Source organism: uncultured Parasphingopyxis sp., assembly GCF_937129435.1.
Classification (GTDB): domain Bacteria; phylum Pseudomonadota; class Alphaproteobacteria; order Sphingomonadales; family Sphingomonadaceae; genus Parasphingopyxis.
This window is the reverse complement of record NZ_CAKZNF010000024.1, coordinates 90,110-109,177: the sequence shown is the minus strand read 5'-3', so window position 1 is coordinate 109,177 and position 19,068 is coordinate 90,110. Positions and strand designations below refer to the sequence as shown.

The 19,068-nt window shown below is 59.9% G+C and carries 25 protein-coding genes and 1 tRNA gene; 6 read left to right on the top strand and 20 right to left on the bottom strand.

Annotated features, from left to right (window positions below; all coding sequences use genetic code 11):
- Nucleotides 1-78 precede the first annotated feature (78 nt).
- From nth to Q0139_RS04930, 5 genes are all read left to right on the top strand, one after another.
- Nucleotides 79-744: an endonuclease III gene (nth, locus tag Q0139_RS04950; RefSeq protein WP_298018342.1), complete on the top strand. Its 666-nt coding sequence runs from the start codon at nt 79-81 to the stop codon at nt 742-744.
- 51 nt (nt 745-795) lie between these two features.
- Nucleotides 796-1,203 carry a hypothetical protein gene (locus Q0139_RS04945; RefSeq protein WP_298018339.1) on the top strand — a complete coding sequence of 136 codons (408 nt, stop codon included), beginning with the start codon at nt 796-798 and terminating at the stop codon, nt 1,201-1,203.
- Nucleotides 1,204-1,286: 83 nt separating this feature from the next.
- A tRNA-Arg gene (locus Q0139_RS04940) sits at nt 1,287-1,363 on the top strand.
- 137 nt (nt 1,364-1,500) lie between these two features.
- Entirely contained in the window at nt 1,501-2,832 is a 1,332-nt protein-coding gene (locus Q0139_RS04935) for a hypothetical protein (RefSeq protein WP_298018336.1), read from the top strand.
- A 585-nt stretch (nt 2,833-3,417) separates the two neighbouring features.
- Nucleotides 3,418-3,609: a hypothetical protein gene (locus Q0139_RS04930; RefSeq protein WP_298018333.1), complete on the top strand. Its 192-nt coding sequence runs from the start codon at nt 3,418-3,420 to the stop codon at nt 3,607-3,609.
- 127 nt (nt 3,610-3,736) lie between these two features.
- Here Q0139_RS04930 and Q0139_RS04925 read toward each other — a convergent pair whose 3' ends face one another.
- The 15 genes from Q0139_RS04925 to Q0139_RS04860 all read right to left on the bottom strand — a co-directional run bounded on the left by Q0139_RS04925 (nt 3,737) and on the right by Q0139_RS04860 (nt 13,524).
- Entirely contained in the window at nt 3,737-4,312 is a 576-nt protein-coding gene (locus Q0139_RS04925) for a hypothetical protein (RefSeq protein WP_298018331.1), read from the bottom strand.
- A gap of 360 nt (nt 4,313-4,672) precedes the next feature.
- Nucleotides 4,673-5,191, bottom strand: a complete 519-nt coding sequence (locus Q0139_RS04920; RefSeq protein ID WP_298018328.1) for a hypothetical protein — start codon at nt 5,189-5,191, stop codon at nt 4,673-4,675.
- Nucleotides 5,192-5,270: 79 nt separating this feature from the next.
- Entirely contained in the window at nt 5,271-5,594 is a 324-nt protein-coding gene (locus Q0139_RS04915; RefSeq protein WP_298018326.1) for a hypothetical protein, read from the bottom strand.
- Between the two features lie 291 nt (nt 5,595-5,885).
- Complete coding sequence (locus Q0139_RS04910; RefSeq protein ID WP_298018323.1) at nt 5,886-7,445, bottom strand: GSCFA domain-containing protein; 1,560 nt, start codon at nt 7,443-7,445, stop codon at nt 5,886-5,888.
- A 155-nt stretch (nt 7,446-7,600) separates the two neighbouring features.
- Nucleotides 7,601-7,798, bottom strand: coding sequence for an HGGxSTG domain-containing protein (locus Q0139_RS15505; RefSeq protein WP_367180729.1), 198 nt, complete (start codon nt 7,796-7,798; stop codon nt 7,601-7,603).
- Nucleotides 7,722-8,552: a hypothetical protein gene (locus Q0139_RS04905; RefSeq protein WP_298018320.1), complete on the bottom strand. Its 831-nt coding sequence runs from the start codon at nt 8,550-8,552 to the stop codon at nt 7,722-7,724. The genes Q0139_RS15505 and Q0139_RS04905 overlap by 77 nt, the downstream gene beginning before the upstream one ends.
- 2 nt (nt 8,553-8,554) lie before the next feature.
- The gene (locus Q0139_RS04900; RefSeq protein WP_298018317.1) at nt 8,555-9,364 is read right to left on the bottom strand and encodes a hypothetical protein; all 810 of its coding nucleotides are present in this window, start codon (nt 9,362-9,364) and stop codon (nt 8,555-8,557) included.
- Nucleotides 9,364-9,654: a hypothetical protein gene (locus Q0139_RS04895; RefSeq protein ID WP_298018314.1), complete on the bottom strand. Its 291-nt coding sequence runs from the start codon at nt 9,652-9,654 to the stop codon at nt 9,364-9,366. The genes Q0139_RS04900 and Q0139_RS04895 overlap by 1 nt, the downstream gene beginning before the upstream one ends.
- Nucleotides 9,651-9,851 (bottom strand): hypothetical protein, encoded by a 201-nt coding sequence (locus Q0139_RS04890; protein WP_298018311.1) that lies wholly within the window; start codon nt 9,849-9,851, stop codon nt 9,651-9,653. Before Q0139_RS04890 ends, Q0139_RS04895 begins: the two co-directional genes overlap by 4 nt.
- A complete protein-coding gene (locus Q0139_RS04885) occupies nt 9,844-10,032 on the bottom strand; it encodes a hypothetical protein (protein ID WP_298018308.1) in 189 nt (62 codons plus the stop codon). Before Q0139_RS04885 ends, Q0139_RS04890 begins: the two co-directional genes overlap by 8 nt.
- 3 nt (nt 10,033-10,035) lie before the next feature.
- On the bottom strand, nt 10,036-10,224 hold the full coding sequence (locus tag Q0139_RS04880; RefSeq protein WP_298018305.1) for a helix-turn-helix domain-containing protein: 189 nt from the start codon (nt 10,222-10,224) through the stop codon (nt 10,036-10,038).
- 86 nt (nt 10,225-10,310) lie between these two features.
- Nucleotides 10,311-11,021, bottom strand: a complete 711-nt coding sequence (locus Q0139_RS04875) for a hypothetical protein (protein WP_298018302.1) — start codon at nt 11,019-11,021, stop codon at nt 10,311-10,313.
- Entirely contained in the window at nt 11,018-12,199 is a 1,182-nt protein-coding gene (locus tag Q0139_RS04870) for a tyrosine-type recombinase/integrase (RefSeq protein WP_298018299.1), read from the bottom strand. Before Q0139_RS04870 ends, Q0139_RS04875 begins: the two co-directional genes overlap by 4 nt.
- A gap of 370 nt (nt 12,200-12,569) precedes the next feature.
- Nucleotides 12,570-12,806 (bottom strand): hypothetical protein, encoded by a 237-nt coding sequence (locus Q0139_RS04865; RefSeq protein ID WP_298018296.1) that lies wholly within the window; start codon nt 12,804-12,806, stop codon nt 12,570-12,572.
- Between the two features lie 130 nt (nt 12,807-12,936).
- Entirely contained in the window at nt 12,937-13,524 is a 588-nt protein-coding gene (locus tag Q0139_RS04860; RefSeq protein ID WP_298018293.1) for a TetR/AcrR family transcriptional regulator, read from the bottom strand.
- A gap of 63 nt (nt 13,525-13,587) precedes the next feature.
- On the opposite strand from Q0139_RS04860, the gene Q0139_RS04855 reads away from it, so the two are divergent.
- Entirely contained in the window at nt 13,588-14,469 is an 882-nt protein-coding gene (locus Q0139_RS04855; protein ID WP_298018290.1) for a metal-dependent hydrolase, read from the top strand.
- A gap of 167 nt (nt 14,470-14,636) precedes the next feature.
- Here the strand turns inward: Q0139_RS04855 and Q0139_RS04850 are convergent, their stop codons facing one another.
- The 5 genes from Q0139_RS04850 to Q0139_RS04830 all read right to left on the bottom strand — a co-directional run bounded on the left by Q0139_RS04850 (nt 14,637) and on the right by Q0139_RS04830 (nt 18,975).
- The gene (locus Q0139_RS04850; protein WP_298018288.1) at nt 14,637-15,200 is read right to left on the bottom strand and encodes a GNAT family N-acetyltransferase; all 564 of its coding nucleotides are present in this window, start codon (nt 15,198-15,200) and stop codon (nt 14,637-14,639) included.
- 165 nt (nt 15,201-15,365) lie between these two features.
- A complete protein-coding gene (gene rpmA, locus Q0139_RS04845) occupies nt 15,366-15,632 on the bottom strand; it encodes a 50S ribosomal protein L27 (protein WP_298018285.1) in 267 nt (88 codons plus the stop codon).
- A 2-nt stretch (nt 15,633-15,634) separates the two neighbouring features.
- Nucleotides 15,635-16,153, bottom strand: coding sequence for a 50S ribosomal protein L21 (rplU, locus tag Q0139_RS04840; RefSeq protein ID WP_298018282.1), 519 nt, complete (start codon nt 16,151-16,153; stop codon nt 15,635-15,637).
- A 123-nt stretch (nt 16,154-16,276) separates the two neighbouring features.
- A complete protein-coding gene (locus Q0139_RS04835; RefSeq protein ID WP_298018279.1) occupies nt 16,277-17,122 on the bottom strand; it encodes an alpha/beta fold hydrolase in 846 nt (281 codons plus the stop codon).
- Nucleotides 17,123-17,283: 161 nt separating this feature from the next.
- Entirely contained in the window at nt 17,284-18,975 is a 1,692-nt protein-coding gene (locus Q0139_RS04830; RefSeq protein WP_298018276.1) for an alpha/beta fold hydrolase, read from the bottom strand.
- Between the last annotated feature and the right edge of the window lie 93 nt (nt 18,976-19,068).

Sequence of the window (19,068 nt, the reverse complement as noted above, 5' to 3'; positions counted from 1 at the left end):
ACGTGAGTATCCTGAATGGGAGGCCGGGTGGGGGAGAGGGCTGGTGCGGCGCCGAGCCGTAGGCGAGGTCTGACAAACATGGTCAAAGCTGCCGATCGCTATGAATTCTACGCCCGGCTCGCCGAGGAACGGCCCGAACCGAAGACCGAGCTGAACTACACCAACCCCTATACCCTCGTCGTCGCCGTCGCGCTTTCGGCGCAGGCGACCGATGTCGGCGTGAACAAGGCGACGCGCGCGCTGTTCGAAAAGGTGCAGACCCCGCAACAGATGCTCGATCTCGGCGAAGAAGCGCTGAAGGAGCACATCAAGACGGTCGGGCTGTTCAACACCAAGGCGAAGAACGTCATCAGGGCGGCGCAGATCCTGGTCGATGAGCATGGCGGCGAGGTGCCGGCGGATCGCGAAGCGCTCGAGGCGCTTCCCGGGGTCGGCCGCAAGACCGCGAACGTCGTCATGAACGAGGCGTTCGGCCATCCGACGATCGCGGTCGACACCCATATTTTTCGCGTGTCGAACCGCACCGGCCTCGCGTCGGGCAAGACGCCGCTAGCGGTCGAAAAGAAGCTGGAAAAGGTGACGCCCGAGGACTTCCGCCTCGGCGCACATCACTGGCTGATCCTCCACGGCCGCTATGTCTGCAAGGCGCGGACGCCCGAATGCTGGCGATGCGCGGTGGCCGAATTCTGCCGCTACAAGCCCAAGACCGAGGCGCCGAAAAAGAAGGGCAAGGCGAAGGCTTAAAGCTGCGTTCAGGCGGATCGGGGCATCGTCGGTGACTCAAGGAGAAGGATCATGCGCAATTCCCTCTATTCCCTGACCGCCATTGCCGCTGCGGCCGGCGTTGCCGCGCTATCGCTGCCGGCCAGTTCCGCCGCCGAAGACGAACTCGCGCCCTGGCAACAGGCCCGCGTCACCGGGGAGCCCGAAAGCTGCGTGCCGTTGGTGCAGATCCGCCAAACGCGGATCCGCGACCACCAGACGATCGATTTCGAAATGACCGGCAATCGGACCTATCGCAACACGCTGTCGCACCCGTGCGGCGGGATGAGCCGATCGGACGCGATCTCCTATTCGACGAGCCTGAGCCGGCTGTGCTCGACCGACATCATCACCGTGCTGCCCCAACCGGTCAGCAGCGGCATTCCCGGCGCGCGCTGCGGCCTCGGCCAGTTCGTGCCGATCGAGATCCCGGAAGGCTGAGCCGGCCATGGCGGGCCGCCGGCAATTCAGGGCTGGCGACCCGCCCCGCCCTTTGCTAAGCGGCGCCCTCGCACAGCGTGCACGCACCCGTAGCTCAGCTGGATAGAGCGCTGCCCTCCGAAGGCAGAGGCCACAGGTTCGAATCCTGTCGGGTGCGCCACATTTTCAATGGCTTACAGAACCCATTCCAGCTCAGTACGGAATCCGTACGGGAAAGTTAGGTTCGGATTCCTCTTTTCGGGAAGTTCGACGTTCTCCATAACTCCAAACTATTGAAGCAGTTTGGGGGCGGGGAAAATGAATTTCGAGAGCTTGACGGAATTGAAGGGCAAAGGCGAGTCAGCAAGGCTATTCCCTGTGTTGGCCGACAGTTCAAAAGAGGGTCGTACACTTTCAATACTGCTAGCCACGATGTCTCACGTTACCGAATTTGCAGATGCGGTCTTGAGGCCACTCGGACGCCCTGTCGGTTCGCGGACTGTGGTGGAAGCTTTTTCAGAAGTAAGTTTTGAGACATGCAGCGACCCGCATTGCCGCCCTGATGGTCTCCTGGTCGTCAAAACCGGCAAGACGGTTTGGCGCGCCTTGATTGAGGCCAAGGTTGGCAATGGCAAACTACGCGCAGATCAGGTGGAAAAATATCTCGGAATTGCTCGGGAAGTTGGAGCGGACGCACTTATCACAATCTCGAACGACTTCACCCTTATGCCCGGTAAGCATCCCATTAACGTGGACAAGCGCCTGTTGCGCAAGACCGAGCTTTTTCACCTATCTTGGTTTTCGTTTCTCACTGCAATTAGATTGCTAGAGAGCGCCGGAACAGTTGAAGACCGGGATCATCGGTTTGTTCTGACCGAGCTTGAGCGCTTCCTGTTGCATCCGAGCGCGGGCCTGCAACGTTTTACGCAGATGTCTCCCGCTTGGACGGCAGTTTTAGACCGTATTCGGGGCGGATTGGGGCTTTCCAAATCCAGCGAAGAGGTATCGGACGTGGTGTCTAGTTGGCATTCCGAAATTAGCGACCTTTGCCTTCTGTTGAGCAGACGCACTGGCGCTATAGTGGACCTAAAGTTGTCGCCAAAGTTACGGAACGACGCGCAGGCCCGCGTAGATATGGACTGTAGATTGGTGTCCGAGGAAAAGCTTTTGCAAGCTGCCCTCGTTGTGCCGAATGCAGCAACAGCCATTGAGATCGAAGCAGACCTATCGAGCAGAACCTTGCGTATCTTTTCGCAACTGCCTGCTCCCCTTGACAAAGTTAGGCCATCTTCACGCTTGAGCTGGCTGGTAAGGCAACTCAACGACGCAGATGGCGAAGCGGTTCGGATACAATCGCATTGGCCCGGACGGGCAGCCGTAATCGAGAGTTCATTGAACGAGGCGAGAAGCGATCCCGGAATCCATTCTCATTCTGGCAAAGACATGCTCCCACACACCTTCACGGTCGCCATGCGCTTGGAGGATGGACGAAAGTTCGGAGGCCGAAATACATTTATCGCGGAACTAGAGGAGATCGCGTTAGCGTTTTATGAGCAAGTTCTGAGCAGGATTAGGGCATGGCAGGCTCCTGCTCCCCGCTTAAAGCAGGATGACGATGATGATGAACCGGCTGAAGGGGCGACAATCTGACGTCAACGCCAGTCATGCTTTCTGACATTGTGGTGCCCAACAGGCTCGCCCGGGTTTGTTGCGCCCTGCAACACCTGCTCCCGTTTGAGATCGGCTAGCTGACCGGAACAGACCTCACTGAGGATTGCCGATGCCAGGCATGGAAAATACGCATACGCGCCCGTATCGCCGCCACTCTAGCGCAAAGCCATCTATCACCATGCGGCATCCCAGATCACCGTGCTCCAATGATTCGCAGCGAGCAACGATGCGGCCATAACTCTGGCCTTTCGACTCACACCAAATCGCCGGACCATCGACGAGAAAATGGCCGTGTGGGCCTTCGCCTACGATCTCCCCCGTTAGTTCCGCCAGATGGCGCGCTGCATCCATTCCCCCGGCTTCGGGGCATGGATGGCCCTCACGGCACGTTTCGTCTCTCTCGCGCGCGCTGATAGCCCACAGCCTCACATCATAGCCCTCAGCACACCGGATCGGCCCGTCGCCATCCCAGACGCTGATGGGCGTGCAGGCGAATGTCAGACCGGCGGCGACAATCTCAGCAAGCATGGTAGATCAATAGCACGCCAGCAGGAGCAACGCGCAATGTCCACAAATCCCTATCTCGAATTGGAAGCAGTGAAAGACGGGTTAGAGCGATGCCGCGTCATTACGGAACAGACGCTCGAAATTCTCGCCAAACATATCGCGGGTGACGACGTGAGCGAGGAATTGCGTGATGCCGTTTCGGAAATGCGGATGACGCGGGAATGGTTCGCTGGCCGCAAGCTCAACTAGCCAGCCAGCTCCAAAGCGCCCAACCGCCCACGAACGTAATCGCCAGCGCGATACCCACAAACTCAAACGTCAGCCACGCTTCGCCTTCGTGTGGTTCGTCGAGATCGGGCCACCGCGACACAGCAGCCTATTGCTCGTCGCGCTCGACACTCATGTCCACGTCTTCCAACCCCGGAAAATTGGGTTGCGGCGTTTCCGGCTGCGCTTGTGGCGCGGGCGCGTTTGTCACGACAGCAGGCTGTGCGGCAACAGCGGCCGGAGCAACGGCGCTCACAGGCTGGGCCACAACTGCTGCATTCTCCCGAATAACGGCACCGGCAGGCAAGGCCACCGGTAGATTGCTTGAAAGACGCGCCGTCAATTCCCGCCCTTCCGGGATGACGCCGCTACGGCCCGTGATGAACAGGCCCGCCACTGGGATCAGGACAACCCCGGCCACAGTCGCAACCGTGTTTCCCTCGCCTTCCTGACGGTAGGATCCTTCAATGTCGATGCGGCGGCCATTCAGGTCGATATAGCGCAGCTCGACATCCATCTTGCCGGACTTGCCGAACATCCCTCTGCCGGTCATCCAGGTGATCTCGCCAACGGCACGCGTCCCGGCTGGAATGACGACGTAATCACCCAACATCACGTTGTGCACGACCGATAGATTGAACGTGTCGCCTTCCTCATTCCGGCGTGTCGTGATCTCCTCGTTCATGCTGAGAACGATCTCGGTATTGGCCGGAAGGACGTGCTGATGTTGTTGCGCCGCAACCGCTTGGACCGGCACTGGCACCGAAGCAGGAACAGGCTCTTGCGCGAGTGAAGGTGACGCACAAAGCAAAACTGCAGCGGATGCTGCACAGATTATTTTCATTTTAATGCCCCCGTAAGGAATCCCCGAAAGAACGATTCCCCAATAACTCTGAAAACGCAAATCAATTCAGGAGTTTTTCCGAGCGGCTATCATATAGCCCGCGTCTGCGAACTGTCGCTGCGCCCAAGGCGCATCTGTCCGCTCGACGATGAACTCTCCATGATAGGAAACTTTATTGCCTCCGCTCAGTCAGGACGGGCGCTAATTGAGTGTTGCTGAATCCTCCGGTTCGATTTTCTCATAGCGACTGGAAACCTCTCCCTCCTCGTCAACGTCGACAATGTATCGAAAGCTGTCGTCCCAGACTCCTTGTTGAAAGCGCAGCAGTTCAAACTCGTAGGACTTCGGGCCAGTTCGGCGTACCGGAATGACATTAGAGTGCCCCGCCAACGCCTCGTCCATCGGCACGCCTTTCGCCAGTGCGCGCTTGCGCTCCGACAGCATGTCAATTTCGGCTTCAAGCGCCTTTATCGTGCTCTTAGCTTCGGTCTTTTGCCGTTCTAGCGCTTCAGACATTTCTGCAATTTCGGCGACGCGGGCATCTTGGCGCTCCTTTCGCGCGTCCAACTCGTCTCTGCGTTTCTCAAGGTTGTCCTGCCAAGCTCGGAGACCTTCCTGCCAAGCCGCGATATTGGGATGTCTTTCACGCAGTTCGTCTGGAAGTGGCACCTGCGCAAGCGCGGATGGCTCCGCCGGAGTCTTGCGATTCCAAAATGCCATCTTCGGTCTCCCTCTCCCGTATCGCTGCAGGCTGTTATTACAGCTGTCTGACACGAAACATCGCAAGTGTCATCGCAGATCATCGATCGACCAGCTGCCGCTCATACCAGTTCAGGCATTGGTAGAAATTTCGTCGCCGCGATTCCGGCCGCTGATGGCCTGTCAGAATGTAGATCGCTTCTAGGGAATAGCTGGCACGCTTGACCCGCTCCTGCCGACTGTCGAGCGTGAGCGCACGCCAGAACTGATCGAACAGCCGCCGATCCTCTTTTTCGTTTGCGAGATAGGCTAGCGCAAACGCAGTTCCCAACGGCCGGAAGCAATGTTCCACGCCTTCGCGCAGCGCAGTTTCGAGAATGTCGAGCGCCTTCGCTTCTAATTGCCGGGTGGTGAATCGCGCCATGCGCCCAAGTGAACAAAGTGGGAACGACTTGGCAAGATAGCCGCGCTCAGTCGCTATGCCGGGCAGGACGGGCAGTTTTATGGAATCTGGAACCGCAACCGGCCGGTCAGCTATCGACCCATAACGGGATGCTATTTCTCATCGGCAAGGATACTAGCTCAGCGAAATGCGGCGCTGACCATGCTGCCACGTCTCAACTTGATGTTGAGGGCGTTGTCGCCGCCAGCACGACGACATTCTCTGACGGAGGCGCCCCCGCGCTGCAAACTACTCGTTACTGGAACTACGCCGTCAGATAGCGGCGATGATTCTCTCGATCCGGTCGCGAAGTGGCGAGGTGTCGGGAACGACGCCTTCTATCTGCCGCTTTGCCTCCGCGACCTTACCCTCGCGAAGCAGCCGTTCGGCATATTCGACATTCGGCTTTGGCGCATTTCCCGAAATCTCGATGGCTTTTTCGTAGTACGGAGCGGCCTCGCAGAAATCGTCAATGCCATGGGCAATATAAATATGGCCGTCGAACGACTGCGGCGTCCTTGCCGACCATTCCCGGAGCACCTTTTTTGCGTTTTCGATCTCTCCCAGCCCAATGTAACTGCGCAGTTTGTAACGAAACCACGCCACTGTCGGACGATCGGTTGGTTTGAGGCTGTCGAGACATGCCTGAAAATCATCCTTACGATACGCAATGGCCGCGTGGTGCAGACCTAGAGGATCGTCGGCCAAGTCGAGATACTTTTCGGCTTCCGCAAATCTGTTCGTTCGGATGGCCGAATCGACATATGCCGAGACAATTTCCCGGTCCGATAGGTGCTCGCTGTTTTCTTCGATCAACCTCCAGCGCTCGGCTGGCTTTTCCGACCGCACACGGTCTTTTAGCTCATCCAACGTCAGCTTCGTCGTTGCTGTGTAAGCATTGACCATTCGCCCGATATTTACAGAGACAATATCGGGCGTGACATGCACCTCATCGTCTTGCCAGGCCACATGACGTTCGGAAAGTGTGACGCTTTCGAAGCTCGGATAGTAATCGACAAAATCGAACTCTGACCGGATGTGCTCTGCAACGACACGAAGAACAGCCTTCGAGTATGCGTTGGCCTCCATGACATCCATGTCGCGATGCGTCGCCGACAGCGGGACCGGCGAGACCGTCATCATCACCCGTACGTCCGGCCTGCCGTGTTTGGCGATCAGTTCCATCGCGCCGCGCATGAATCCCATCGCCTCGTCGAAGGTCAAGACATGCAGCTTGAAACGATCGGGATCGTCGCGGAGCATTCCCCGGCGGGGCGGGTTGTTGAGATACACCCCTGTTTTCGTGTCGAGCCAGACTTCCGAAAGGCCTAGTGTAATGACAATCACCCGGCTATTCGGGATCTCGCGATAGGCTTCGGTGATGGCTCTCCGTCGCAACCTGCAGGTATCAAGGTCGGTCGGCCGCAATTTCTGGAGAAGGTGCATATCCACCCATTTCGATCCGACCGGGTAAAAACACTCCTCATCCCGGTAATCGCGCTCCAGCGCCCAATATATCTCGTTATAGATTGAGGGAGTGCCGTAATTGTTGAGCACTCCCGTTCCCATCGCAACAAGATCAGGATCGTCCTTAATCGCATCATTCGCCGGAAGCACAAATCCCCGAGCCGCAAGCTCCCGTTCGACGTTGCGCGCAAAACATGAGCCGATGGTGAAGACCGATTCACCCCCTTCAAGCTCGAATCTCGATTGTAATCGGGGCTTTGCGATGGGGGAAAGCCGGTTTGGCGAACCACGCTTTGGCCACGTCGCCGCGCCGTTCGCCTTCATAGTGTCAATCGCTGTCGCGGAATCCAGTTCGGTGATTGGCATACGAAGAGATTATTTCAGTTTGTGGTTGGTGTCACTATCTCACGGTAATGCGTAAGCAGTTCGCTTGCCATCGGCCCATTGGTAGCCTCACATATCCGCAATCCACCCAAAAACGGTCAAATGACACCGGGAGAGGAAACTCCGCGAAGCGGACGCTAGCGGTCAAGCTCTCCCACTAGTTTCGCGATTTGCCTCAGATATTGTGCTGCGGAAACGACTTCAGCCGACCGGCCGCCATGCTTCCACGCATGTCGATTGCCGATCGGCGCGCCCGGATTAGTCCCGCCGTGCATCCTGCATCGCCGCTTGCCTTTCACGGCCGGGGACTGGCACGCCGTTCCCTTGCGGGTCATGGCCAAGCATCGCGGCGCTTTGGCCAGTTGAGCCGGTTGCATGAGATTGTTTGTCATTTTTCGCTTTCCCTCCCCCCGTCTGTACATTTTCCGCAATGACGGCTTGCCCGCCCCGGTTATCGACATGCACGTGCCGAATAACCTGCTCGCCGCCGCGCCGCATCTTGGCCAGCGTTTCCATCTGTGCCTGAGAGGTCCGCAGCAGCTTTGTCGCGAGGTTTCCGAACGTTTGCGCCGTTGGCACCCATTCCGCCGATCCCAGCTGGCTTAGCGCCCTTATGGCGGCGTCATGGGTGACGTACATTTGAACCAGCAAAAGCGCTTCCGCCTGATCCCGTGGCTTCATGCTCTCGATAAATGACAGCGCCGCATTGTAGCGGTTTTCGGTATCAGCACCGACCGATCCCAGATATTTGAGCAACTCCTGCGCGCGGGCGTTCACCGGATCGATCGAATTGGCGGCGAAGGCGTCATACAGCTTCAGCAGCCCCAGCACCTCGCTGTCTCCGGCCGGTTCGATGCTCAAGCCGCCGTCGGGTTTCCGCGTCAGTTTCACCTTGGCGGGAGCGCCACGTGCTCGAAGCGCACGAATGAGCTGCAACAGTTCCGCTTGCTCGTCCTTGGCCAGACTAGCCCAGCCCGGAATTTGCTTCGCCAGAATGGCTTTCGCCTCATGCTCGCTGTCCGTGTCGGGGTACGGAATTGTCACCGTTTGCTCCTCTGGTTGCACCGTGTTCTTTTTCGCCTTGGCCATGCTCAGTTCCTTTCCCCGCGCGCCTTCGCGCCGATATTCTGTGATGTGCTGCAACGCCGCCCGATGATCCGGCCGCCCGGCTCCAATCGCTCCAGGCCGAATCGTTTTGCCGCCTCCGCATCTGCTCCCTTCAGCAGATAGGCGAGCGCCGCCTCCCGATTGACTGCGTGCAATTCGGGATGGCTCGCCTCCAATCCCAACCGGCCTCCAATCGGAACGCTGCGAATGACGCCACTGCGATATGCGTTGCCGGTGATGGACCGAAGCCAACGCCGTTGAAGGGCTGTCACGTCGCCAACTAGACCGGCCGGGATATGCACCAGCAGATGGCAATGCCCGCCCTTGCCCTCGCCGTTTTCAAGCACCCAAATCCATGCCGTCCGGCAGCTGCGCCGCGCCAGTGCTTTAGTCAGCAAATCGATATACCGGCCGGTTGCCCGCACCATGCCGCTCAGAGGCACGCCAGCGCCTTCCCAATGGATTGTGGTGAAACGGGTAAAGGGAAGCCCGATCGCCTCTGCATGGCGCTCAGCGGCCGTCAGATTGGCAATCTGCGCCAGTGTCAGTGCATGGCTTTCCCGGTCGGCACGGTTGCGCGCACCTCCCCGGCCGGTACTGCAAGGCAAATCTGGTGCAACACCTATCCTAGGGTAATTAAGTGCAAGGTCCGCGCCAGCTTCGCCAAGCGCCCGTTTTTCGCCGCTATCGAAGGGTGGCGGGAGCATTGAAACTTCACCGAATCCGCAGACCGGTGAAGTTTCAAAAGCATCGATCCCGCGATTGCTTGCAAGGGTCGATAGGGTGCAGGCCATCAGCTGGCAATCCGGACGATAGCTTGCTTTCCGCTCGCATTGGGCCTTCGCCGTCCACTGTCGCGGATCAAACCCCTGCGCTTCAACTCGCTTGTGCGCGGCTGGATCGAATAGCGATCGAGCGTGAGCCGCGCCGCCAATTCATCCGCCGTCAGCCCTTGCTCGCCCGCCGCGTCGATCGCGCATTGCGCCATACGCTGTAGCCGTCCCAGTTTGGGAGCAATTGCTTCGGCAGCGGCAACCGATGTATCGACACGCCGATGCCCCGGCGCGTTGGGATAGGTGCTCATTTTGCGCCTCCCGTTGCTACCGGTGGCAGGCCATGCCGTTCCAACAGCTTCACCAGCCAATCGCGTTGCTTCGGAGTCAAATCAGCCGCTACGCAGACATGGCCCAGGAATCCGGCTTCCTTGTGCTTCAGATCCGGTTTTTCGCCAAGCAAGGCGAGCGCCGCGCGGCGGTGGTCGGGATAGGCATGCTTAGTCATCGCTTGCCTCCCCAAAACATTGCAAAACGACTTGCTGCGCCATCGATGGCGGCAGGTGATAGCGCTCCGCAATATGTTGCCAGCGCCAGTCGGGCGCGGTAAATGAAACGCGCGAACAGCAGCCAAGTTGATCGCGCGAGACCCCGGCCTGCACGCCGGGGTTTTGCATATGTGGCGTCATGGTTCATGCCTCCCTCTGATAGGTCGGGAGGTTGGCGAGATAGGCTTCCAATTCGGCGAAGGGGATTAGCGTGCGCCGCCCCGCCTTTCGGGCGTTCAGTTCGCCTCGTTGCAAGGCCAAATAGATTGCGCTGCGTGAAAGTCCGGTGGTTCGTACGGCGTCCGGAATGGTGACCGCCAGAGGTGCTTCCATTTTCTGTCTCCCGCAACACCGCACGGGATTGTGGACGGCGTTGCGGGACGGTGAAGCCTGACTGTCATTCCGAATAAAAGCAGGGTTTAGCTGGAATTTTTGGGTGGCGGATTAACCCACTGGTGAACCAGCAAAAGTCTTGCCCAGTCTAGGGGTCGCTCTTGAGCCACATGGCTTGCAAGCATGTTGTCTAGCGCGATACGATCCGGAGATCGGCGATTTTTACGTTGGCGCACTCGCTCTCTGAGTTCTTCCATTTCGCGGCCTGTAACCTGAACCGGCCAATCGGATTCATTGATCAAGCGCGCTGCGAGTTGAACACCCGGTTTTACGTAAGGACGCTGCCCTTCTTCGCGGCAATGGCGCACGCAACACTCGACCACGACCGCCACAAGCCCTTCAAATTCGAGTTGAGAAATTGGCTTTGGCGGCGCACCTGCCTTGCCCACCCGTGTTGGCTCAAAGATCGGACTAGACGTTCCGCGCTTCGCGTCGACAATGGCGGAAATTACCGCTTCGATAGGTCGCAATGTCGCGGGCGGGATACCTCTGCTCGTGAGGTACTCCATCACGTAGCCCATAGCGCGATATACACCGGTGCGTCCGCTATCACCATGATGTTGGAAAAGCTCGGTTGCTACAGCAAGGCCTTCATGCAGCCGGTTGAAAGCCACGATGCGACTTTCTGTCGGCTCAATTGTCTCTAGCAACTTTTCCCTTGGCCGGATGCGATAAACACCGGCTTGAGAATCGATGAAGTAATTTGGTGCCGATCTTGGCAGTAGCACCTTTTTCACAACGCAAGCTTTCCAAGTGCTGTCACCGCCGCATCGCTCGCAAGGTGCCCGTAATGCCTTTCGATCATTTCGGCACTGGTGCCGGAGATTTGAGCTATGGTGAGCAAGGGTAGTCCGGCACTCACAAGGTCGGTTATCGTGCTGTGCCGCAAGGTGTAAGCTGTCGCCTCACCCGGCAGTTTTGCGGCAGCGACGGCAGCGGCAATGGGTCGCTTCCAAGTTTCCTTGTCCCACGGCTTACCGTTCGCTCGCATGATTAACGGCGCGCTCGGTAGCTTGTCCGCTGCCTGTTCGGCGAGCAAGCCCGCCGCTTCGGCCGGAAGTTGGATGCGGCGCGGCTTCCCGGTCTTGTCCTTGCCAATCGTCAGTTCGGAGGTGCGCCGATCAAAGTCGCCTACGGTCAATCCCGCCAGCGCACCCGGCCGGAGCGGCAAAAGGCAAAGCGCCCGCGCGAATGGTTCTGCTTCGGTTTCGATATGCTCAAGCAATGACCGTCGTTGATCGCGATTTAGATAGACACTGCGCCGCCGGTCTGCATTCGGAATGGGCGTGAGCGCTTCTTGCCAGGCCCCTTCCGTCTTAGGTGTACCGGGCGCAACAAACTCCATCAGTGCTGCCCGTAGAGCCGTCATATCGCGGTTTATTGTAGATGGCGCACGCTCGCGCATCTTCTGTTCACCAGTCTTGTTTCGGCTCACAAGGGCAGGCCGTGCCTCCAGTCGCTTTCGCCACTCCTTCAGATGGCGCTTACGCAACTTCGTCAGCTTCACCTTGGCAACAGGATCGTAGTAAACATAGCGCTTGAAACGGGGTTCGGCTTCTGTTCGCAAATTCCCATGCCTGCTCTTCGTTTTCGCATATTCGCGGCAGGCATCGGCCACGGTTTCAACCTTGGCCCGCACCTCCCCGCCGCTCTCGACCAGTTCGGCAAGCGCCTCTGCTTCCTTCCGCGCAGCCGTGAATATCTCATTTCCCTTCAGTGCGCCGAAGTCGCCAAGCGATTTGAGCCGGTACTTCCGATTATCCTCGTCATAGACGCGAGCAATCCACGTTCCCTTGCCGCCGCGCTTCGACGGCCGGAAGCCGAGAAAGCAGCCCGCGCGCAACCGCTGCCAATGCGGCTCCCGCCGCGCCTTCAACCGCTCCCGCTCGCCAATCTTGCTGAGGTCCAACGCCATGCCCGGCCGCCCTTCGTTATGTACGTATGGAATGCGTACGGAAAACATTACCGGATGCGGCCGGACATGCCAAGACAGAAAGCAGCGGTTTTGTGCGCTTCCTAGCGTCCGGGCTTGTCTGAGATTATCGGCAATCCCTGCCCTCCGAAGGCAGAGGCCACAGGTTCGAATCCTGTCGGGTGCGCCATATTCTCAATAGCTTAGGGCGATCAGTAGGTTAGCCGCTTCAGAAATGTAATCACATAGTAAGCACATTGAGGCTTAGTCACTGTCAAAATTCGACGCTTAATATGTGTCGGGTAAGCCCATGCTAGCTGTGCGGACTGGTTTGACAGCTTCGGTGGCGACGCTGCTGCGCATACCAACGCCGTCAATGTGGCGTTTCCCCATTTAGGCGTTCAACCCACTCTTCGTCATCGTGCGTGCTGATTTTAGCGTGCAGACCAAAATGATCGCTGATCGCTCGTCCGTCCGGCGTCAGGTTGGACAGGCCGACAGGGCGGCTAGCCGCCATGTCGCTTGAGTAACAGATTTGGTCGATCGACTGCCGGTCGACACCGGGGATGATGCCCGCACTGGCCAATGTGTTTGGGTGGACGAAGACCATCTCGATCTTGTTCCGCCGGCGCGTGAGTTACATCGGCATCGGTCTTGGCGATATCGCAGTGGCGTTGGCTCCCGTGCCGATCCGCGCGCGAGAGACGGGATCTGTGCGACTTGTGGCGGCGCGGAGCGCCTCAGCCGCCGTTTCGCGCCTCCAGCGATTGCGCCAAGCGCCGCTCGGCCAAATCGCGCGCCGTGTCGCGCTTCAGTCCAAGCGATCCCGCCAGCTGCCGCCCCATCAGCGCGTCGCCCAGCGCCAGCAGAACGAGTTCGAACGTGTCTTCATGCAGCCCGGCATCGGCATGGCCTTCCTCGCCCAGATCGTCGACCAGCTCGTGGATCGTCTCGACGATCGGGTCGAGCGCGTCCTCGTTGCCCGACACCAGCATCCAGCTGGCGAGCGCGCCGGCGCCTTCCTTGTTGAACGCGTCGAAGGTCAGGTCGACGATGTCGCGCGGGCTGCCTTCGCCGGCGCGCGATTTCATCACCGCCTGGGCGATGGTGTCGCAGATTGTTTCGGCGAGATAGCCGGCAAGCGCCTTTTGCAGGCCCGATGCGGAGCCGAAATGGTGGAGCAGATTGGCATGGGTGCGCCCGATCCGCGTCGCAACGGCCTTCAGCGTCACCGATTGCGGGCCGGTCTCGATCAGAAGCTCGCGCGCGGCCTGCAGCGCAGCAAGGCGGCTTTCTTCGGGGCTCAGGCGTTTACGTGCTATTGACATTTATGTAAGTAAGATCCAGATCACAGAAAAGTTCGGAACATGATTTTTCCTTGGAGTCGCACCATGGCCAAAGACAAGACCCCTGTCGACCTGACGATTACGCCGCGCGATCGGCGCTTCGGGCGCGATGCGAAGCAGGATCGCTGGTGGTTCGCCGGCGATCCGTTCAAGACGGCGTTCCTGAATGCGCTGTCGGTGACCTTTCCGCGCGGCGAGGCCTATTTCGTCGAATCGGTGAAGGCGTTCCGCGACGGCGTGCCGCCCAAGCTGGAGCGCGAGATCCGCGCCTTTGTGCAGCAGGAGGTGATGCACAGCCGCGAACATGTCGTCTTCAACCGCAAGGTTGCCGAGACGGGCTATGACATCCAGCCGCTCGAGCAGGCGGTCATCGATTCGATGGAGCAGGTGAAGGGCCGCGCGCCGATCATCGACCTGTGCGTCACCATGGCGCTCGAACATTATACTGCGCTGCTCGCCGAGGGCATTCTGAAGAACCCCGAATGGTTCGAGGGCGCGGACAAGGAGTGGGTCGATCTGTGGCGCTGGCACGCGATCGAGGAGATCGAGCATAAGGGCGTCGCCTATGACACCTGGCTGCACGCGACGAAGGACTGGTCGCGCTGGAAGCGGTGGAGCGTGAAATCGCGGGTGATGGCGATCATCACGGTGATCTTCTGGAAGCGGCGGATTTCGGGGATGCTCTACCTGCTGAAGCAGGACGGCATCACCGGCTGGCGCGCGGGTTGGGGGCTGTTCAAGCGGCTGCTGATCTCGCCCGGCATCTTGCGCAAGGCGATCCCCGGCTGGCTCTCCTATTTCCTCCCCGGCTTCCACCCGTGGAACCGCGACGACCGGCAGCTGATCCAGCTCGTCGACAGCGAGTATGAGGACGCGCGGATGCCGCAGGGCGAGAGCGAAGGGCGCCGAGAGGCGCTCGCCGCTTAGGAACGATCCTCCCCAGGCCCGAAGGGCCGTTGGGGGAGGTGCCGCGAACGCGGCGGAGGGGTGGGGCATGACGCCAGCGTCATTGCTAACCGCTGATGTCCCGCCGCCACCCCTCCGGCACATTCGTGCCACCTCCCCCTAACGCGCTGCGCGCTGGGGAGGATCAGCTATGCCGCAAGCGCCGGTTGGTCGGCCGATGGCATCGCATCGTCGCTGTCGTCCGGTTCCTGCGCGAACAGGATGCAATCGGCCTCTTCGCCGCGCGCGCGGCTGTAGCGCGGCACGATCCGCCCCGTCGGCCGGAAGCCGAGCTTGCGGAGAACCTTGCCCGATGCAGGGTTGTCGATGAAATGGCCGGCGACGATGCGGCCATAGCCGAGCCAGCTGCGCGCCGCATCGAGCGCCGCGCGGCCCGCTTCGGTCGCATAGCCCTTGCCCCAGCTGCCGGGCTCGATCCAGTAGCCGAATTCAATGTCGCCATTTTCGTCGGGCTGGAAGCCGACGCCGCCGATCATGCGCACGGGATCGCTCTTCCGGTCGACGATCTGGAAATTCGGGAAGCGGGCATCGCGGTCCGACGCGAGGAAACCCTCGGCGTCCTCCAGCCGATAGGGCCAGGGCGCGCGCGCCAGGTTGCGCACGACCGCCTTATGGCCGATCGCCGCCGCCAGTTCGGGGGCATCTTCGACCCAGCCGGGTCTCAGCAACAACCGCTTCGTAACCGCGAACATCTCTCTCACTCCTTCACGCGCCGGAGCCTTAAGGACATCCGATGACGTTTCTGTGAGGGAGACCACAAAAAAGGGAGATCGGGCAGCCCCGTCTCCCTCTTTTGATCCTGTTTTCAGAACCTTTCGGGCTGCCCCTCCATGGGACCGCCCTTTATCGGCAGGTCCCTATTCGGCTGCTTCGGCCATTTCCACGCCGACATAGGTTCGGCTGTTGCGGCCTTTCTTGAAGCGGACCGTGCCGTCTACGAGCGCAAAAATGGTATGATCGCGACCGAGACCGACATTGTCCGCGGGAATCCATTTGGTCCCGCGCTGGCGCACGATAATGTTGCCCGCCGCGACGACTTCGCCGCCGAACTTCTTGACGCCCAGATATTTCGGGTTGGAATCGCGGCCGTTGCGCGACGAACCGCCAGCTTTTTTATGTGCCATGGTTACGCGTCCTTATCTTCGGTCTTCTTCGCCGCCGTTTTCTTGGCGGGTGCCTTTTTGGCCGGAGCCTTTTTGGCGTCGTTCGTTGCAGCGGCTTCGTCGGCCTTCGCAGTCGAAGCCTTCTTTGCCGGGGCCTTCTTGGCGGGGGCGGCCTTGGCCGTCTCGGCCGTGTCGCCCTCATCCTTCGCAGCAGCGGTCTTTTTCGGCGCGGCCTTCTTCGCGGCGCCGCCGATCGAGGTGATCTTCAGCGTCGTCAGTTGCTGGCGATGGCCGTTCTTGCGGCGATAATTGTGCCGGCGCTTCTTCTTGAAGACGAGAACCTTGTCGCCCTTGCCCTGCTCGACGATCTCGGCCGCCACGGTCAGGTCCTTGACGTCCTTCAGATCGCCGCCATCGCCCGCCATCAGGACGTCGCCCAGCGAAACGGAATCACCCGCTTCCCCGGCGATCTTCTCGACGGTGATCATATCTCCTTCGGCGACGCGATACTGCTTGCCGCCCGTGCGCACGACTGCGAACATGGTCCTGGTCTTCTCTTCAATTTTGATATCGCGCGCAGAATCGGCCACGGCCCATCCCCCGCGCGGGAAAGCGCGCCAAATATGGGAAGGTGCCGCCGATGTCAACCGACGCGGCGCGATAAATCAGGCCGCTTGCGCCGCCTTTTCCGAAGCCTCTGCATCGAGGAAACGCCGGACATGGGCGACGAATTCTTCGGCATGGCTGAGCATGAACAGATGGCCGCCATCGGGAATGATCTCGAGCTGGCTGTCGGGGATCAACGTATGCAGGATCTGGCCGTTGATCGGGCGCACGATCGGGTCGCGATCTCCGGTCATCACCAGCGTCGGCGCCTTCAGGAAGGGCAGGAAGGGCGCGCTCGTCCAGCCCGCCATGGCGAGTAGCTGATAGAAATAGCCGCGCTTCGACGGTGGCTTGATCCGGAGCGTATGGCCTTGCGAATCCTTGCGCCGGTCCCCGTAGAGCGTTTCGAAATGCGTCTCCATGAACTTCGGGTCGATATAGCGGCGCGGGTCGGCCATTTTCGACAGTGCCTCCCATTTGCCCGGCACCATCACCATTCCCGCCGTCGTCGCGACGAGGATGAGCCGGTAGGTGCGCTCGGGATGCTGGAGCGCGAATTGCTGGGCCAGCCCGCCGCCCCAGCTGACGCCCATCACATCGACGGCTTCCATCTCGTATCGATCGAGAATCAGCGCCGCGATCCGCGCCATCCAGATCGGAGTGTAGGGGATGACCGGATCGGGGGAATCGCCGATACCGGGCATGTCGAAGGTGATGAAGTCCCGGTCGCCGAGCATGTCGGGCAGCGGCGCGACGACTTCGGTATTGGCGCCGATGCCGTTGAAGAACAGGATCGGCAACTTGCCGTTCTCCGGCCCCGTATAGCGCCAATGCGCCACGTTCAGCGTCTTGCCGTCGACCTTTTCGAGCCGGCATTCCGGCGCGGCCATGTGCGATTTGGGCATTGGGTCTCCGTTGAAAATTTCAATTCCCCTCCCGCTTGCGGGAGGGGTTAGGGGTGGGTGTGCCGGTCGTAGACGGGTATGTCGCTTTAGACAGGACCCACCCCCGGCCCCTCCCGCAAGCGGGAGGGGAGAAGGTCGTGTCCAGCTGCGGGTCTTCTACTTCAGTCAAAGACATATGTCCCCGGCGCGGGCTCCATCGGCTTGTGCTTCTTGCTGCCGAGCGATTTGGGTGCGTCCACCTTGTCGCCCGATCGCGTCTGCAGCCATTCCATCCAATAGGGCCACCAGCTTTCGCCGACTTCGGCGGCGCCCTCGAGCCACTTGTCGACCGATGCCGGCGGCTGGCCCTTCTTTCCCGCCTTGAAATATTTCGCCTTGGGATTGCCGGGCGGGTTGAGGATCGCCTGCATATGCCCCGATTGCGACAGCACGAATTCGACGCTCTTCGATCCGAAGAGTTGCGTCGAACGATAGCAGGCGCGCCAGGGCGTGATATGATCGGTGACGCCGCCCAGGATGAAGAGGTCGCTCTTCACCCTGGTCAGGTCGAGATCGTGACCGGCGATATGCAGCGCGCCGGGTTCGGCAAAGCCGTTGCTTTCGTAGATTTTCAGGAAATCGCCCATCAGCGTCGCCGAGAGATTGGTCGCGTCGGCGTTCCAGAACAACACGTCGAAGGCCGGCGGATCGCCTCCCATCAGGTAATTGTTGATGACATAGTTCCAGATCAGGTCGTTGGGACGCAGCCAGGCGAAACCGCGCGCGAGATCGCTGCCCGGAATGACATCGCCCTTGGCGGCGCGCCGCTTGGCGATTTCGAGGCTGTTCTTGGAAACCAGCGAGGCGGCCTCGGTATCGCCGGGCTTGGGTTCAAGCACGCAGACCATGATCGTCGCCGCACCGGCGCGCTTGTCGCCGTCTGCCGCGAGTTTGGACAGCAGCACCGACAGCGTCTGCCCCCCCGAACAGCCGCCCGACAGGTTGATCGTGTCCGACCCCGTAATCTCCTGGATCGCGTCGAGCGCCTCGATACAGCTTTCGATATATTCGTCCATGCCCCAGTCCCCGTGCTCGGGCTGCGGGTTGCGCCACGAGATGACGAAGGTCTGGATGCCGTTGTCGACCTGCCACTTCACCACACTTTTGTCGGGCGACAGGTCGTTGATGTACATCTTGTTGATCTGCGGCGGGATGGTGAGCTGCGGGATCGCATGGACCGTGTCGGTCTGCGGCGCATACTGGATCAGCTCCATCATCTCGTTGCGGTAGACGACGGCGCCTTCCGACGTGGCGACATTCTCGCCGAGCTTGAACGGCTTCTTGTCGACCTGGCTGACCATCCCCTCATTCTGGGTGATGTCCTCATAGGCGTTTTTGAGGCCCTTGATCAGCGACATTCCGCCGCTGTCGATCAGCCGTTTCTGCGCCATCGGATTGCCGGCGAGCGTGTTGGTCGGCGACAAGGCGTCGATGATGATCTGCGAGATGAAGCTTGCCCGGTCGCGCTCGATCGCATCGAGCTCGAGCTCGTCGATCCAGTTCTTCATGCCCTTCTGCACGGCAAGGAAATACTGCATCCCCGCCTTCATGAAGGGGTTGTACTGAAAGGCGGGGTCCTTGAAGCGTTTGTCGCGCGGCTCGGGCGCAAGCTCCGACTTGCCCGTCATGATCTGGACGACATCGTCGGAAAAACCGCGCATATGCTTGAAGGTCGTCGCCGGATCGGCCGCCGTCTGCCGCAGCATCAGCGCGATCGCGCCGACGAAATCCTCGCGCGCCAGCCCGACTAGCGGGCCGAGCGCCATGGTCGATTGCGCGGCTTCCTCTCCGATATCCGGACCCCTGGTTGCCATGATGTCTCCTCTCTCAGCGGGCAAGATTCGACGGAAAGCCGGGCCATGTCAAATGCGGATTGCGCTTGCGGACGTCCCATTTTGCGGCGGCCG